The following is an 18,508-nucleotide window of genomic DNA, read 5'->3' as shown; positions in this document are numbered from 1 at the left end:
CCGGCCGCCGACGCTCCGGCACCTGGTGGTCGCGGCATCCGTCAACGCGTCGATCGTGACCGCCGGGCACTCGGTGCGGGTCTGGGCGATCGACGACCTGCAGGTGCTCGGCATCGCGGGCGCCATCGGCGGCGGCTTCGTGGGCGGCGGCGGCTCGGTGCTCGTGCTCAACATCCGCAGCCGCACGGATGCCGCGATCGGGTCGACGGCCGTCATCACCGCCGGCGGCGGGGCATCCGACGAGATCAGCGTCCGCGCGATCATGGTCGAGGACTCGCTGGCCTTCGGACTGGCGGCCGGCGGCGGGTTCGTCGGCATCGGCGGCCAGGTGGCCGTGATCAAGGACACGGGCAGCCAGCGCGCCCACGTCGACGGCGGCGCGGAGCTGCGGCGGGCCGGACTCGGCGTCCTCGTCGAGTCGAGCGCGAACCGCACCCTCAACGTCTACTCGATCGGCGTGGCCGTCGGTGCCGGGGCGGTCGGCTTCGCGATCGCCTCCGTCAGCGTGGCCGGCGACAACCGGGCCGAGACCGCGACGGGCACCGTCGCCGTCGGCGCGGCCGGCACCGTCGGGCGCTACGTCGCGAAGGTCACCGACCACGTCACGATCGATGCCCTCGCGATCTCGCTCGCCGGCGGCGCGATCGGCATCGGCGGCGTCATCACCTTCGTCGACCTCTCAGGCACGGCGGCCGCCTCGGCCGCCCCGGTCGGCACCATCGGCACCGGCGGCGTCTCGATCACGGCCGACGGCGACCGGCACGTCACGGTCAAGACCCTGAACGTCACGATCGGGGCCTTCGCGCTCGGCGTGACCGTCGCGCGGTCGAACTCCTCGCGCAACCTCGAGGCGGTGCTCCGCGGCGCAACCAGCACGGCCGGCCCGGTCATCGTGCGCGCCACCGCCGACAACGAGGCGGCCGTGGTCGCTCCGGGCGGCGGCGGGGGCGGCGTCAGCGTGCAGATCCAGGTCGTGTTCGCGGTGCTCTCGGGCCACACGCTCGCCGAGATCGCGGGCAACGTGCTCGGCGCTTCGAGCATCACCGTCGAGGCCGACGCCGAGAACCGCGCGACCGCCGACACCTTCATGGGCGCCATCGCCCTCATCGGCATCAGCGGCGCCTGGGCCAGCACCGAGATCACCACCGACGCGTGGATCCGAGCCCTCGTCTCGAGCGGCACGCTCTCGTCGACCGGCACCATCCGGGTGACCGCGAAGACGCACGGCGACGGCAACCTCGCCAAGAGCATCGTCGACGCCGTGTCGGGTGGGCTCATCGACCTGAAGGCCATGATCGCGCTCGCCGACGTCGACAACGAGGTCCGCGCGAGCATGAACGGCGCCATCACGAGTGCCGGCCTCGTGCAGGTGACGGCGAACGCACACGGCACCGCAGAGGCGCGGGTGCTCACCGCAGCCGTCGCTCTCGCGAGCCTTGCGGTCGGCATCGCCCACGCCGAGGTCACCTCGGCGGTCTCGTCGACGGGAGCCGGCTCCATCGCGGCATCCGGTGCCGACGTCTCGTTCATCGCGACCTCGGTGAACTCGGCGACCGCGGTGTCGAACGTCATGACGATCGGCGCCTTCGCGGGCATCGCGGTCGGCGCGCCCATCGCCACGATCGCCGCGTCGACCACCGCCCGCTGGGACGGCACCATCACGGCAGCCAGGAACGTGACGATCGAGGCGGACGCCGCGAACACCGTGTACGCGAAACTCAACGCGGTCGCGGCCGGTCTCGCGGGCGTGAACGGCGGCGAGGCCACCGCGAAGATCACGAACGCCACGGTCACCTCGGCGATCGTCGGCGACCCGGCCGAGATCTCGGGCGTGACCCAGAAGCTCATGCTCTACGCCCACGCGGTGAACCGCGCGACCGCCGTCTCGGGCGGGATCGCGGCGGGCGGCGTGAGCATCAGCACCGTCTCGCCCACGGCCATCGACCAGGCCGTCACGAAGGCCGAGCTCGACGGCGACGTCGGCACGACGCACATCGATCCGGCGGTCGGCAAGGTCGGCGACGCCGGCGCCCTCCTCGTCGAGGTCAAGGCCATCGGCGACGACGCGACCAACGCGAGCGTCGACAGCTTCTCCGCCGGCATCCTCGCCGTGAACGCCTCGACGGCCGAGGCGAACACCGCGCCGACCGTCTCGGCGAGGCTCGGCGGCGGCGAGGTGACCGCCACGCAGACGCTCACGGTGCTCGCGCAGTCGCTGACCGACGCCGACTCCTTCGCGAACGCCACCACCGGCGGGCTCATCTCGATCACGGCCGGCTTCACCGCGAAGTCGGTCGACAAGCCGACCGTCGCGGCCACCGTCACCGGCGGCTTCGCGCAGGCCGGCGGACTGCTCTCGCTCACCGCGCGTCACGGTGCCGCGCTCGCCACCCTTTCCGACGGCACCATCCTCGCCATCAACTGCAACGGCGCCGACACCATCTGCTTCGCCCTCCCGCACGGCATCGACACCGGCAGCACGGTGACCTACAGCGCTCCGGCCTCGACCGATCCCGCCGTCGAGGACGGCACCATCCCGAACCCGAACGCGATCGCGGGGCTCGGCGACGGGCGCACCTACGGCGTCATCAAGGTCGACGACACCACGCTCCGCCTCGGCGTGCAGTTCAACGCCGCGGGCGTCGTCTCGGTCGCGACCGCCACCCTCCACTTCCCCGGTGGGCACAACCTCCGCACGGGTGACACGGTCGTCTACAACTGCAACGGCGGCGGCGCCCTCGGCACCCTGCCCGTGAGCGGCCTCACGTGCGGCAACTCGTACTACGTCTACGCGGTGGACGAGTTCGACCTTCGCCTCTCGACCACGCCGCTCACGCAGGCCGGCAGCACCGTCGTGTCGCTCGTGAACCCGGATGTCACGGCCGGCAGCATCTTCACGGTGGGCAGCACCGCCGGCCTCGACGGGCGGGCGGTGGTCTACCACGCACCGGCGACCATCGACTTCAAGTCGAGCCTCGTGGACATCCACACCGACGGCGACGGCAAGCTCGACCAGAGCTCGGGCGTGATCAGCCACACCGCCTCGTGGAACACGATCTACGCCCCGAGCCACGGCGCCATCGACGACTCCGAGTGGATCTACACCGTCACCGGCGGCCCGGCGATCGGCGGGCTCTTCAACGGCCAGCACGTGTGGATCGTGCTCGAGAACGTCAGCGGCTTCGGGGCGGGCGACCACATGATCCGCCTCGCCGACTCCGCCTGCCACGCCGGCATCGGCACCTACGACCCGACTCCCGGCGGACCGAACAACGCCGACAACAACACGCCCTGCAGCACGAACATCCAGATCATCGCCCTGCTGCCCGACACCTCGGTCGCCGGGCTCAAGGCCGACCACCGGCTGCGCCGCGTCGGCTACGAGTCGATCGGCCTCGTCGAGGGCCGGATGTACTTCATCGACGTGCTGAACGGGACGCAGTTCCAGCTCCTCGACGCCGCAGGCACCGTGCAGACCGGGCTGGTCGACAAGCTCGGCACCCACCGCCTGGTCGACGAGGGCATCGCGACGGTCTCGGGCGGCACCGGGACCCAGCAGCTGTACCTCGACCTGCCGGCCAGCGCGCTCGTCGGCACGCCGCACGTGCTCATCGGCGTCGGCGGCCCCGGTGCCCTGCTCGCCGACCTCAGCGGATCCGTGAACGGCGTGCCGAGCGCCACCTCGACCGGCATCGGCGGCGGTGGATTCGACTTCAAGGACGTCTTCTCCGAGGTCGACGTGCGGCCCACCGTCACGGTCGACGTCCAGGGCGGCCTGCTCCGCGGCGGCGCGGTGAAGGTCAACGGCACCTCGTACGCGAACGCCGCGGTGAGCTCGGTGGCCAAGGGCGGCGGGTTCGTCGGGTTCGGCGCCGCGAACGCCAACGCCGACGTCGTGAACACCGTGACGGTCACCCTCGCCGACGGCGCCTCGATCTTCTCCTCGAGCGACGTCGAGATCACCGCCGTCGGATTCATCACCGCGAACGGCGAAGGCGTCAACCGCACCGGCGGGCTCATCTCGGGCGCCGACACCGACATCGACCTCGAGCTCGGCTTCAACGTCGCGACGCTCGTCGCCGGCGACATCTTCGCGAACCGCACGGTGCTCGTCGACGCCGCCGCCGGCTTCGACGCCACGGCGAGCGCCTCCTCGGGCTCGGGCGGCCTCGGGACCAACGCCGACGCCAACGACGACTCGGGCCAGGGCGTGCAGATCGGCCACGACCACGCGGCATCCGTCTCGACGACCGTGGCCGGCACCGGCAGCATCCTCGGCGGCGACATCCAGCTCTCGGCCGCCGTCGGTCGCCAGTACACGGTGAACAGCACGAACGGCGACATCCAGGGCTCGCTCCTCGAGGCCCGCGGCATCGCACGGTCGACCGCCGACGCGTACGCGCTCGGCGCCGACTCCGACGCCGGAGCGTACGTGAAGCTCAACAGCTCGGCGACGGTCAGCCTGCTGACGAACGCCTCGGTCGAGGGCGCCGACATCTTCATCCGCGCCGCGCACGAGAACCTGAACCTGCAGGCCGACGCCAACGCCGACTGCGGCTGCGGCGGCGGCGACACCGACGCCCGCGCCGACGTGAGCGTCAGTACGACCTCTTCCGTCGTCGGCGCCGACGAGTCCGTGCTGCGCACCTCGGGCCTCCATGTGGCCGCGTACCAGTACTTCTCGAAGCTGTACGTTCACGCGCACCGCTCGGGCGGGCTGTTCGACTTCGGCAGCGCCGACGCGACGCTCTCCTACGCTCCGGCACGCGACATCCTGTGGGAGTCCACCGTCTACCTGCTCGGCGAGCCGAACCCGATCCTCATCGTCGACGCCAGCGGCACGATCATCGCCAAGACCGACAACGTCACCGTGCGGGCCAGCGAGTTCGGGCCTGCCCTCGGTATCGGCGACACCATCGGCGGCGGCACCATCTGGATCGACCCGATCCTCTACGACGAGCAGCCCGAGGCGCTCTTCGAGGCGAACCACCCGGCCGGCTGCACGAGCTCGTGCAACGGGGTCATCCATGGCACCCAGGGCATGTTCCTCATGCAGGAGACGTGGAACACGCTGCTCATCCGCAACTCCTCCGACAAGGCGATCTTCATCAAGGGCACCGCCGGCACGCCGAGCCAGTCGATCAACACGCTGAACTCGCACCTGACCACGACGCCCGAGGCGACGATCAACGTGTCGGTCGACAACGGGCCGCACGCACCCCCGGCCACGCTCTGGTTCTGGAAGGTCGAGCACATCTTCCCCGCCACCGACGTGGTGATCGAGAGCCTCCGCGACGCCGCCACCACGGGCTTCGACCTCACCATCGACGGCGACATCGTCAACACCATCGGCTCGCTCCGCATCGCGAACGACCGCGGCTCCATCCTCCGCGGCGCGGATGCCGGATCCGAGAGCTTCTTCGCCAACCGCGTCACCCTCGATTCGGAGCTCGGCTCCATCGGCACGGTGGCTCAGCCCATCACCCTGGTGCTCGTCCAGATCACCCACACGGGCGAGGTCGGCATCGCCCCCACGCTCAAGCTCATCCACCTCGACGCCGAGGCGGGCGTCGACCTCTTCCTCGACGTGACCACGGTCCGCCGCGACTCGCTCTCCGCGAACACCGCACCGCTGAACCCGGTCATCAGCTCGATCAAGGCCGGACACGACGCCGTGGTCATCCTCCGCGACAGCGGCGAGGGCATCGCCCCGGCCGTCGTCGGCGACGTGAACGTGCAGATCTTCACCCCCGACAACCTTCCCGGCGACGCGGTGCTCGAGAGCGTGCCGACCACCTGCTACTTCCGCCCCGACGGCCCCGGATGCTCCGGCGGTGTCGACGCCCCCGTGATCGTGGGCGGACAGGTCGTGCTCGTCGCCTTCGGCACCGACCTCAGCCCGCGGAAGTCGAACTACACCTTCAGCGACATCCGCGCCGGGCACAACATCGCGATCTTCCACCCGTCGTCCACGACCGAGCTGACGGTCACCGCGTACACCGACGTCGACGCCACCTGGAGCGATGACGAGACGGGCGCCACGCACGGCCTCACGAACGGCTCGGGCAAGATCGACGTGCTCACGAACGGCTCCATCGTCGTCGTGGAGCAGAGCAGCAAGGGCGACCTGCGGGTCGGACACATCCACGCGACCGGCCTCTGCACCGGCGCGGTCCCCACAGCCTGCGGCCAAGCCGTCATCGACGCCGACGTCACCCTTCGCTCGCCGCGGATGATCCTCGACGCCGAGCTCGACGCCGGCGTCATCGACACCGACGACGACCGCACCTGCGTCGACGCGTACGACCTCGATTGCGCCGCAGGCACACCCAACGGGGTCGACGTCACCGGCCGCAACATCACCCTGTACGCCGGCGACAACCTCCTCGGCGAGCCGGGCAGCGCTTCGGGCACCGGCGGCATCGGCCTCCCCGGCAACTTCCTCGAGATCCAGGTCAACGCCGTCGGCGGGCCGCTCGGCGACCTCGACGCGTACGACACGGCCGCCGACGACGACAAGACCGCGGGCATCTACATCGACCAGGTCGCCGGCGACCTGCAGATCGGCATCGTGCACACCGAGGGCGACGACCCGCTCTCGACCGGCAACGTGTCGCTCCGCAGCCGCGCCGGCTCGATCCTCGACGCGCAGAACGACGCGGCCGCCGATGTCATCGGCCAGACGATCGACATCGACGCCCACGGCGGCTCGATCGGCACCGCGGCGAACGACCTCGAGATCGACTCGCTCGTCGACTCCCCGTTCGCATGCACCAACGCGAACTGCGCGAACAACCCGAACGGCACCTCGGATGCGGGTCTCGCGGCGATCGCCGACGACGTCGCGCTCGAGGCATCCGCCGGCATCTGGCTCACCGAGACCGACGGCTACCTGCGCCTGCTCTTCGCCCACGCGACGGCCGGCAACATCCGGATCACGGTGCGCGAGTCGGCCGAGCTCGACGAGGACCTCTACCTGATCCGCAACGGCAGCGCGAACTTCGCCGAAGACAACTCGACGGTGCCGGGCAACAACCCCGACCACCTGCGCGACATCCCGAACGGCACGGTGTTCGCCGAGCAGGGGAGCGTCGAACTCCGCGTCGGCGACGACGTCACCCTGCACCAGAACTCGCAGATCCTCGCAGACCTGTCGATCGACATCCGCGGCGACTTCGGCAACCTCGACACGAACGGCACGCTCGCCGTGCCCGACCCCGAGCACGGCACCACGATGATCCTCCGTGGTCGCATCATCGCCGACTGCGTGGTCACCCTCGGCGGCACCTCCGGCTACCCCGTCGGCACGTGCGCGCCGTCGACCGCCAACCCCGTCGCCGGCCGCCAGACGAACGTCTGGGGCGGCAGCGACGTCGACCTCATCGACCTCGGCGACCCGAGCGGCCTCGACCTCGCGCAGACGACGAACCCGGCGCTCAACAAGGAGCAACTGGGCGACCCGGGGTACATCTTCTTCGGCTCGAAGACGACGATCCACGGCAACGCGACGCTCGCCTCGGGCACCGCCGACGGCGAAGACCGCATCACGGTCTGGTACCTGCAGTCGATGAACGTCGTGACGAGCCCGACGGGCCTGCAGACCGGCACCGGCGCCGGCCACACCCTGAACCTCGACGGCCAGGGCGAGAGCGACTTCTACGCCGTCTACACGAACGGCAGCCACGGCAACATCCGCAACTACGTCATCAACGTGCTCGACACCGGGGCACCCGATGCGGGCGTCGACGAGTTGGCCATCTACGGCTACGACAACCTCGCCGCCGCCTACAACGGCTACCTGCCGGGCACCACGACGAACGCCGCCGCCGACGACATCTTCCTGCTGCGGGCGCTGAAGTGCATCGACAACGAGAGCCCGTTCGCGCTGAGCGCGGGCGTGCCGAGCGGATGCCTCACTCCCACCGAGATCGCGAACCACCCGGCGTTCATCGCCCTCCTGGCAGGCAGCGGGGCGGCCGACGGCGGCATCGGCAGCTACCGCGACCGCATCGCCGGCAACGAGCCGAGCTCGCTCGTGCAGCGCATCAACTACGACACCGCGATCAACGGCCGCATCTCGGTCTTCGGGCAGGGCGGCAACGACGCGTTCTACGTCGACGACACGACGGCGACGATCACCCTCGACGGCGGTGCGGGCAACGACACCTTCCAGATCGGGCAGATCTTCGGCACCCAGCGCGACGGGCAGTCGGCTCCGGATGGCGGTGCGCTCCTGCCGGGCGACACCTTCCCCTCGCTCGTGCCCACGACGCGCGGCTGGCTGAGCCCGGGCACCCACGCGCCGCTGCTCGCCACGGGCGGCACCGGCAACGACCGGTTCACGGTCTACTCGAACCAGGCGGAGATCCAGCTCAACGGCGACGACCACAACGACCTCTTCGTCGTGCGTGCGTTCGCGATCGCCGCGGTCTGCGACACGAACGCCGACAACATCGCCGGCTGCGGGCTCAGCGACGTCGACTACCGTCCGGCGAACGGCGTCTTCCCGATGGATGCCGCCGACGGAGCCGACGACGGCAAGTGCGTGCTCGCGGGTGGCTACATCCGCTTCGACAACAACAACGACAACGTCTGCAACAACGCCGACGCGCACCTCACCTTCACCCACCTCGTGGGCTCGAACATCGATCTCGACCACACGATGTGGGAGGACGACGTCATCCCGCTCGATGCGAACGGCGTCGCGGTGCCCGTGATCGGCCTCGGCTTCTCGACCTCGCGCCCCCTCGACATCCGCGCCGGCGGCGGCGAAGACGAGGTGCAGTACAACGTCAACGCCCCGGTCAACGTCGACGGCGGCACCGGCTTCGACAAGCTCGTCATCCTCGGCACCGAGTTCGCCGACGACTTCGCCATCACCGACACGGCCATCTACGGCGGCGGCCTGAACGTGAAGTACACCACCGTCGAGATCGTCGAGATCGACGGGCTCGAGGGCGACGACCAGTTCTTCGTGCAGTCCACCGCCTACGGAGTGGCGTACCGCGTCATCGGTGGGCTCGGCTCCGACCTCATCAGCGTCACGGGCGACGTCACCGCCGACATCGTGACGCGCGAGCTCGAAGGGCTCTCGGGCGCGGTCGACCACATCGTCACGGCGCCGAACGACCCCGGGTACGACGGCCTGCCGACCGACGGCGTGCCCTACAACGTGGCCACGGGCGAAGGCGGCATCGTCGTCATCCGCGAGCACACCGGCGGCACCGCGGTGCGCGAGGGTGCGCTGGGCACCGAGGTCATCAAGAGCTACGCCTCCTACACCGTCGAGCTCGCCGTGAAGCCCACCGCGAACGTCTACGTCACCGTCTCGGCGGCCTGGTCGCCGTCGCAGGAGGCGAACGGCGCCGACCTCAACCCCGCCCCGCTCGCCGACGGCATCGGCGACACGGTCTGGCTCTGCATCGGCACCGCCGACAGCCAGTGCGACGAGTTCAGCGAGTTCCAGCGTCACAAGATCGTGAACGGCGTCGTCGTCGACGAGAACGGCCGGGCAGTCGTGCTCACCTTCACCACCGTCGGCGACAACTGGAAGACCCCGCAGCGGGTCTACCTGTGGGCGGTCGACGACCCGCGCGCCGAGGGCGACCGCATCGTCGTCATCCAGCACTCGGTCATCAGCGACGACCTCCGCTTCAACGGGGCGGCCGTGCGCCAGGTGAACGCGCTCGTCTACGACAACGACACCCCCGGCGTCTACGCCGTGCCGGTGACCCCGGGCGGCAGCACGGTCGACGGACGCACGATCGTCATCGAGGGCAGCGCCGCGACCGAGCGCACCGACGACATCCTGCTCTCGCTCGCGAAGAAGCCCGCCGTCGGCGACACGATCTGGGTGCGCATCTGGATGGACGCCGACAGCCAGCGCCTCATCACGCTCGACTTCTCTGCGGTGCCGGCAGCTCGCTGGCAGCAGTTCTCCGACGGCAATGGCGGCACGTACTACGCCGTGAGCTTCGACTCGACCAACTGGAACGTGCCGGTCCGCATCAAGGTCCACGCCCGCAACAACTCCGACCCGGGCGACCCGCTGACCGCCGTCATCAACTACCAGCTCGACACCCTGCTCACGACGCCGGCCGCAGCCGCCGCGTACCCGTTCCCGAACCTTCGCAGCGGGCCGCAGCGCACCGACGTGCTCGTGTACGACGACGAGACGCCGAACGTGGTCTCGATCCCGACGGGCACCGACACGGTCATAGTGAAGTGCGGCAACGAGGCCTGCACGATCCCGGGCGGAACCGACGGCTACACGATCCGGCTCACCAAGGCGCCGAACGGCACCGTGACGATCGCCCTCATCACCGACGGCCTCGTCGACGTGGTCTCGGTCGGCGGCGTCGCGGTCACCCCGGCCGGCTACCAGGTCGTGGGCGGAGACATCCCGAGCCGTCGCTTCCTCGGCAACCTGAGCTTCGCCGGCAGCACCGTCACCCGGGCGAACGGCAGCGACCTCGGCAGCTTCGTCGACGAGGGCTTCGTCGCGGGCCAGCGCATCCGCATCTCCTCCTGCGGCGTCACCGTCTACACGATCGTGGGTGTGCCGGCCGACGGCAAGAGCCTCGTGCTGAACGCGTCGGTCGCGGGCTGCGGCTCGGGCACGGGTGCGAGCATCAACCTCCTCACCCGCTCGGGCATCTGGGACGGCACCGCGACGACCGAGTTCGTCGGGGGCTCCTGGCGCCTCGTGCGGCCGCTCTCGGGCAGCTGGCTCGCCGACGGCTTCCTCGAGGGCCAGTGGGTGCAGATCTGCCAGGGCGCCACGTGCATCCGCGCGAAGATCGCGGTCATCCGCGGTGACAACGCCGGCCACGACGAGAAGCTCGAGCTGCGGGCCTTCGGCCTCTCGGGCGACTCCCTCGCGGCATTCCTCTCGGGCGGCCAGTTCAGCGTCGTGCGCATCGCGGCGGTCGTCACCTTCGTCGCCGCCGGCAACGACTTCGCCGCCGAGAAGACCATCGAGCTCGCAGCGGATGTCGCGTACCACCAGCCGCTGCAGCGCCAGGGCGTGAAGATCTTCCCGTCGTCGACGCACCTCGTCTCGAAGCTGCGCGGCCCGCTCGCCGTCGAGGGCGGCGTCACAGGCGCCGACCGTTCGCTCGAGCTCGGGCTGAAGCTGCCCGGCGAGCAGGACGGCCCGCTGTTCGCGATCGCGACGCAGGCGCCCGAGACCAAGCAGATCGACATGCTGAACATCTACAACGACTCGAGCCAGGCGCACGGCCGCGGGGCCATGAACAGCACCTCGCTGACGGGCTTCGGCATGGCGAAGGCCCTCGACTTCGGAGCGTCCTACGGCGGCGCCGAGGGCCAGACGTTCGGTGAACCGCAGGTCTTCCCCGGCGGCATCAGCTACGGCACCGTGCAGTTCGTCGACGGGAAGTTCGTGACGAACGGCGCGAAGAGCTCGATCGAGATCTTCAACCTGATGCTCGGCGTCGGCAACGACCGGTTCGACATCCAGGGCACGCTGCAGCCCGACGACGCCGTCAAGCTCACGGGCACCGTCGTGCTCGCGGCATCCGCGGGTCAATTCGGCTCGACGCACCGTCTCAGCCGGCAGACGCCGTTCGACTGGAAGGCGCAGGGCTTCCTCGTCGGCATGCCGGTGACGATCAGCGGCATGACGGGCCTCTGGAAGGTCGTCGGCTTCGGCGACGACGACCCGGGCGACACGACCGCGAACACCGTCATGTACCTGCAGCTGCTCAGTGGGTCGGCGGCGACCGGCACGGTCCTCCGCACCATCATCGGCTCGGATGTCCCGGTCACGACGACCACCCCGGTCGTCATCACGCCGAACATCCAGGGCGACGGCGGCACCGTCACCCGCTCGACCGGCAGCTGGGCCGCCGACGGGTTCGTCGTGGGCCAGCTCGTGATGATCCAGGGCCTCACCGGACAGTGGCGCCTGATGGCGATCTCCGCCGACGGCAAGACCCTCACCCTCCAGCGCGGCGATGTCATCGCGGCACCGGTGGCCGGCCCGACGACGGTGTTCGTGCCCGGCCCGCACGGCGGCATCACGGCCGTGCACGGCGGCGGCAACTCGCCGATGCGGAACTCGTTCGACATGGTGCGGTCGCTCCCGGGCGCCGGCGCCCCGGCCGGCACGGCGCTCGTGCTGACCCGCCTCGACGGGTTGCCGTGGGGACTCACGCCGTTCCTCGCGGGCAGCGGCTACGTCGTCGGCAACCCCTACGGCATCGGCCCGCAGCACATCCAGCTCGCCGGCGAGAGCTTCACTCGCATGATCCTCGGCTTCGGCAACGCGCCGTGCCCCTACGCCGACCCGTTCCCGCACTGCGGCGAGGGCACGGTCATGTACCTCTCCGGCCCCGTCTACGGCGGACCGCTCGGCGCGGTCGCGACGACGGTGCACGTGGCGAAGCCCGCCGAGGTCACGGTGACCGCCCCGATCCAAGTGCACACCGACTTCCTCGTGCGCACCGACGCGGGATCGTTCGCCGCCGACGGCTTCAAGGTCGGCATGCAGGTGCGCATCTCCGGCATGCCAGGCGCGTACACGATCAAGTCGATCTCGGCCGACGGCAAGACGATGACCTTCTGGAACGTCGCGTTCCAGCCCACCGTGGCTCTCAACGCCGCAGGGGTCGCGGTCTGGAGCGCACCCCTGTTCACCGTCACCGGCTACGACCCGCTGCGCGACGGAGGACTCCGCATCGGCGGCGACCTCATCACCGTCTGCAACCTGGTGAACCCGATCGACGGCGTCGCGTGCGACCTCGAGCAGACGGCCGGCCCGAACTCGCCGCTCGTCGTGTACGGCGACACCTCGCAGGACGGTGTCTGGTACTCGGGCCACCCCTCCGACGTGCTCGGCATGGAGTTCGGCCCGAAGCCGTTCGACCCGTTCACGCACATCCCCGACGCCGAGAACGAGGACGACGAGTGGATGCTCGGACTCGCGCACCCCCACGACAACGCGGGCAACGACATCATCGACGCATCCGGACTCTTCGCCCACCGCGCCGCGAACAACCTGCCGACCGTCGGCTTCTCGGCCTACGGCGGACTCGGCGACGACCTCATCATCGGCAGCCAGGCGGGCGACCACCTCGCCGGCGGGTCGGGCGACGACGAGATCCGCGGCCTCCGCGGCGTCGACCACATCTACGGCGACTCGGGCATGAACGTGAACCTCTTCACCCGGGCCCTCGACATCGCGGTCACCGACCGCTCGCCCAAGCCGTCCGTCACTGGCGCCGGATTCCTGAACAACGGCACCACCATCCAGCCGTACCCGTCGCCGGTGCGCGACGACCTCCTCGTCGCCGGTCGCGACCTGCTCTTCGGCGACGGCGTCGGCACGGTGGTCGGTGGCCCCGAGTCGGCCTACGACGACATCGTCTTCGGCGACCACGGCGCCATCGTGCAGAACGGTCCTGCCGCCTTCAACACGGCCGACCCGAACCTCCCCGACCCGCGGCTCCAGCGCATCCAGACCACAGCAGTCTCGACGATCAGCTCGATCGAGAGCCGCAACCTGCAGCGCGGCTCCGACGACGCCGTCTTCGGCGGCCTCGGTCGCGACGTGCTCATCGGCGGTGCCGGACACGACTCGGTCGACGGCGACGAGGCCGACGACCTCGTCTTCGGCGACAACGTCGTCTTCGTCCGCACCCCCGGCGACTGGACGAGCCCGCGCTTCCAGACCCTGTGCGGCACGCTCCTGTACAGCCGCACCGACCGCGTGAACGCCTGCGGCGGCGTGGTGGGCGAGGACAACTCGGGGCTCCTGCTCGTCGACGGCACGCCGCGTGCCTACCGCGACCCCGACGGCGCGCCGTGGTGGGCCGAGTACGACGTCGCGAACCTCTTCCACACGTTCGCGTTCGATGAGGGCACCTCGGGCGCGGGCAGCTTCGGCAACGACGACCTGGCAGGCGGGCAGGCGCACGATGTGGTCTTCGGCCAGCTCGGCAACGACACGATCCAGGGCGACGGCGGCATCGACGGCGCCTTCGCCAGGATGACGGATGACCCGACCGTGACGTGGCACGTCGGTGCGAGCCGCACGCCGCTCGGCTGCGTCGGCGCCGTCGGTGCGATGGTCTGCGATTACACCGGCGTGCTCGTGGTCGTGCCCTCGTTCGAGGCGGCCACCGACGGCGAGGACTACCTCGAGGGCAACGCCGGCAACGACCGGATCTTCGGCAACCTCGGGCAGGACGACATCGTCGGCGGCTCGAGCGACTTCTTCAGCCTCGTCACGCCCGACCTCCGCCCCGACGGACTGCCGACCCCCGGTGCCTGGTACGGGCCGAAGGACGACCGTGGGGCCGACCTCCTCTTCGGCGGCGCGGGCACCCGGATCGGCATCGACAACCAGGTCTCGGGCACGCCGAGCGTGCCGGGCCTCGACGGCGGTGTCCTCGCCGACAACACCCTGCCGGCCGACATGGACGCCCGCGACGCCGACACGATCGTCGCCGACAACGGCCGAATCATCCGCATCGTCGGCACCAACCACCTCGACGTGAACCCGTCGGGCACCGGCCAGACGCAAGCCGGCCAGCCGAACCACGTCACCTTCAACTACGACATCGGCGGCACACAGCGGCTCGTCGTGCGGGGTGTGCACCTGCTCGACTACACCGTCGGCGGCCCCGACTTCGTGCCGCAGAACTTCGGACTCCCCATCGGCGCCGACTGCAACGGCTCGCCCACCCAGCCGACGTGCTCGACCATCCTCGACACGACGACCGGCTCGTGGAAGCTCACGCAGATCGGCGGCCGCGACGAGGTGCACGGCGAGACCGGCGACGACACGGTCTACACCGGCGCCGACCACGACGTCATCTACGGCGACGCCCAGAACGACGACCTCATCGGCGGCTGGGGCAACGACTGGATCTCGGGCGGCACGGGATCCGACGGCGTCCTCGGCGACGACGGCCGCATCTTCACGAGCCGCAACACCGGATGCTCCGTCGCCTCCTCGTCCGTCTGCAACGAGGTCGCCGAGCCGCTCTACGGGATCCTGAAGTTCCGCACGGTCGACCCCGACACGAAGACGAGCCAGGGCGACGTGCTGGGTGAGTTCATCTCCACCCCCGGACAGGTGCAGACCGCGACGATCAATGTGGCCGGCCAGCTCGTGAAGGCGGCCGACCTCACCGTCTACAACCTCGGCCCGAACGAGAACATGAGCCAGCACCAGGTCGCGAACCAGCCCACGTTCGACGCGAACAACTCCGACGACATCATCTTCGGCGGCTGGGGCGGCGACTGGATCCACGGCGGGGCCGGCGACGACGCGATCTCGGGCGCCGAGGCGATCGGCGTCGGCGGCACCTCGGGCTACGCGCAGCACTTCGACGGCGACGGCGACCCGATCGGCCTCGAGCTGATCGACTTCGCCCACCCGTGGAACCCCGGCGACGTGCTGCACTTCGGTGCCGACACGAACGCGTGGCACTCCAACAACCACAACGAGATCCGCCTCGGGGAGTTCCTCCTCTACGACGAGTACGACCCGCGCCGCGTCATCCTCTTCAACGGGGACGGCACCGTGTGGAAGGGCGGAACGGCCCCGTGGAGCCGGCCGTTCTTCCTCAACAACGAGGTCCTCTCGGGCAACTGGGTCACGGCGTGCATCGCCGTCGACAACCAGGGCAACTGCACGGGCACGAAGACCAACCAGCCCTCCGACGGCGACGACGTGCTCTTCGGCGACCTCGGCAACGACTGGTCCGTCGGCGGCACCGGGCAGGACACGCTGTGGCCGGGTTGGGGGAACGACCTCTCGAACGCCGACGACGACCTCACCACGAACGGCGGGCTGAACGACGCGCCCGACGGCGTGAACTCCAGCTACCAGGACCGCGTGTACGGCGGCGCCGGACTCGACATCCTCATCGGCAACACCGGCGGTGACCGCCTCATCGACTGGGTCGGCGAGTTCAACACCTACCTCGTGCCGTTCGCACCGTTCGGCATCGCCACCGTGAGCCGTCAGGTCGAGCCGCAGCTGCCCCTCTTCCTCTACGCCCTCTCGCGCAGCCAGGGCGCCGATCCGACGCGCGCGACCGACACCGGCGAGGACCCGGCCCGCAACGGCGAGCCCTACGGCGAGCTCGGCCTCATCACCCAGCACGACCACGGCCAGTGGCAGACCCAGACCGGCGGGCCCACCGACCCGCAGGCCGGCAACATCCCGGGCGGGCGCCGTGACACCCTGCGCGGTGCCGACTTCAACGACGGCACGACCCAGGGCTTCGCCACCGACTCGGGCACCTTCTCGGTGCAGGGCGGCGTGCTCAAGGTGACCGCGGCGGGCGCCACCAACGACGCCGTCGCCGTCTGGTACTCGGACGCCTACAAGAGCGTGTACTACGAGCTGTCGGCGAAGATCTCGATGGACAAGGCGACCGGCGGCTGGAAGGCCAACGCCTACATCGTCTTCGACTACTTCGGCCCGTTCGACTTCAAGTTCGCGGGCATCGACGAGTCGATCAACAAGATGGTCATCGGGCACCGGAACGCGAGCGGCTGGTGGGTCGACGCGCAGGGCGTGGTGCCGGGCGGCGTGCGCTCAGGCAAGTACTACGTCCTCAACGTCGTGGTCAACGGCCTCATCGTCACCGTCACGATCGATGGCGGGAATGCCTTCAGCCACACGTTCGCGCCGCGCGTGGTCGACGGCGACTCGGTCGCGCTCAACAAGGGCCTCGTCGGATTCGGGTCGCAGCAGGCCCGCGGCTGGTTCGACAACATCGCGCTCACGGTGATCTCGCCCGCGATCACGGTCGACCGCACCGAGGCATTCGACGGGGCATCCGCTGCCTTCACCCCCGTCGCAGGAACGTGGTCGTCGACGCCGGGCAGGATTACGGGGATGCCCGGCGTCGACGGCCTCGCTGCAGCACTGGTCGGCTACACCTCGGGCGGCGCGCCCGCCCCAGGAGGAACCGGCGTGCGACTCGACCCGATGAGCTACCTCGAGGTCGAGGCCGTGCTGGCCGCCAACGGCTACAGCGGCATCGTCTTCGACTGGTACGCGAACGACGACTTCAAGTTCGTGGCGCTGGATGTCGCGGGCAAGCGCATCGTCGTCGGGCACGTGTCGCCGCGCGGCGGCTGGGTCGTCGACGCCTCGGTCGCCAAGGTGTTCGTCGCCGGGCGGGACTACCGTCTCAACCTGGTGCTGAAGCGCACCGTCGTGACGATCACGCTCGACGGCCAGGTCATCACCTCCTACGCCTACAACTCGCCGCTGGCCGACGGGCAGACGGGCGTGTTCGGGCGGGGAGTCGGCCAGTCGTTCGACGCCTTCCGGTTCCGCACGGACGACGCGGCCTTCACGGGTGCGCCGGCCCAGGGCACGGCGTCGAGCGGCGCCCGCGTCGCCGGGGGAACGACGATCATGGCGACGGGTGCGACCACCACGGCGACCGACACGACGACGACCACCATGGCGACGACCACAGCGGCGACCACCACGACCGCCACCACGACCGGCACCGCGACCGCAGCTCCGCAGCCGGTCGCCCCGAACGCGACCAGCCCGTTCTCGCTCGCGATCGCATCCGACGGTGGCGTGAGCTTCACCGCGACGGGCGCGAACAACCGCGACTTCTTCCAGGTGCGGCTGGTGTGCTCGGTGGCTGGCACCGTCACCTACTCGACGACCCTCGTGCTGCAGGTCGGCGCCGATGGCGTGGGCACCACGCAGGTCGTCCATCCGCCCGCCGGCGACTGCGTCGCCACGCTCGAGATCCCGAAGGGCGGGGGCAAGGTGCGGGTGCTGGAGACCCTCGGCTTCGTCGCCGTCTGACCGCCGCGGCGCGGGTCCGGCATCGCCGCCTCGACCCGCCGACCCGAAACGGACTGAGATGTCCGCATAGGGCACGCCAGAGTGGCGTTCAAGGGGTTGCGACGGATCGGCGTACCGTGATTTCGTTGGGCACCCCCGAAACGAAGGAGCACGTATGAGTTTCTTTGCATTCCTCATCCTCGGCCTCATCGCCGGCGCGATCGCGAAGCTGATCCTGCCAGGCAAGCAGGGCGGCGGATGGTTCATCACCCTCCTGCTGGGCGTCGTCGGCGCCCTGCTCGGCGGATGGTTGGGAAGCCTGATCCTGAACCGGCCCCTGACCGAGTTCTGGGACCTGGGCACCTGGCTGCTCGCGATCGGCGGCTCGATCATCGTGCTGCTCATCTGGGGCCTCATCACGAGGAACCGCAGCCGCACCACCTGAACCACCAGCACAGCAACGGGCGGATGACGCGCAGTCGCGTCATCCGCCCGCTTGCGTGTCCGGCGCGACGCGTGACCACCGAGCAGCAGCCGGATCCACGGCGCCGCGCCGCTCGCCCCGCATCCGACCTGCGGTGCTAGCATCGGCGGCGACGCCCGTGGAGCGAGAGGAGACGACGTGCTCGAACCGTTCGTCGCCGCGCTCCGCATGCTGCAGGCCGCGTTCGAGCTGGCCGTCGCCTCCGACGCGCACGTGGGCGCCCTGCT

General features: G+C 70.1%; 3 protein-coding genes. 2 read left to right on the top strand and 1 reads right to left on the bottom strand.

The window, feature by feature from the left end; all coding sequences use genetic code 11:
• Positions 1-25 precede the first annotated feature (25 nt).
• Together GH736_RS05545 and GH736_RS05540 are read left to right on the top strand one after the other, a co-directional pair.
• A complete protein-coding gene (locus GH736_RS05545) occupies positions 26-17,818 on the top strand; it encodes a calcium-binding protein (protein WP_203230655.1) in 17,793 nt (5,930 codons plus the stop codon).
• Between the two features lie 154 nt (positions 17,819-17,972).
• Complete coding sequence (locus tag GH736_RS05540; protein WP_159601013.1) at positions 17,973-18,242, top strand: GlsB/YeaQ/YmgE family stress response membrane protein; 270 nt, start codon at positions 17,973-17,975, stop codon at positions 18,240-18,242.
• Positions 18,243-18,281: 39 nt separating this feature from the next.
• Here the strand turns inward: GH736_RS05540 and GH736_RS24450 are convergent.
• Positions 18,282-18,508, bottom strand: a 227-nt coding sequence (locus GH736_RS24450) for a hypothetical protein (protein ID WP_203230654.1), incomplete at its 5' end; no start/stop codon positions are given.

The sequence above is a fragment of the Agromyces humi genome (assembly GCF_009720255.1).
Taxonomy (GTDB): Bacteria; Actinomycetota; Actinomycetes; order Actinomycetales; family Microbacteriaceae; genus Agromyces; species Agromyces humi.
The sequence above is the reverse complement of the archived record's forward strand: the minus strand, read 5'-3'. Positions and strand labels throughout refer to the sequence as shown.

What these genes read in the sequence shown, in the direction of transcription:
- GH736_RS05540 (WP_159601013.1), top strand. Translation starts at nt 17,973, where the DNA reads ATGAGTTTCTTTGCATTCCTCATCCTCGGCCTCATCGCCGGCGCGATC.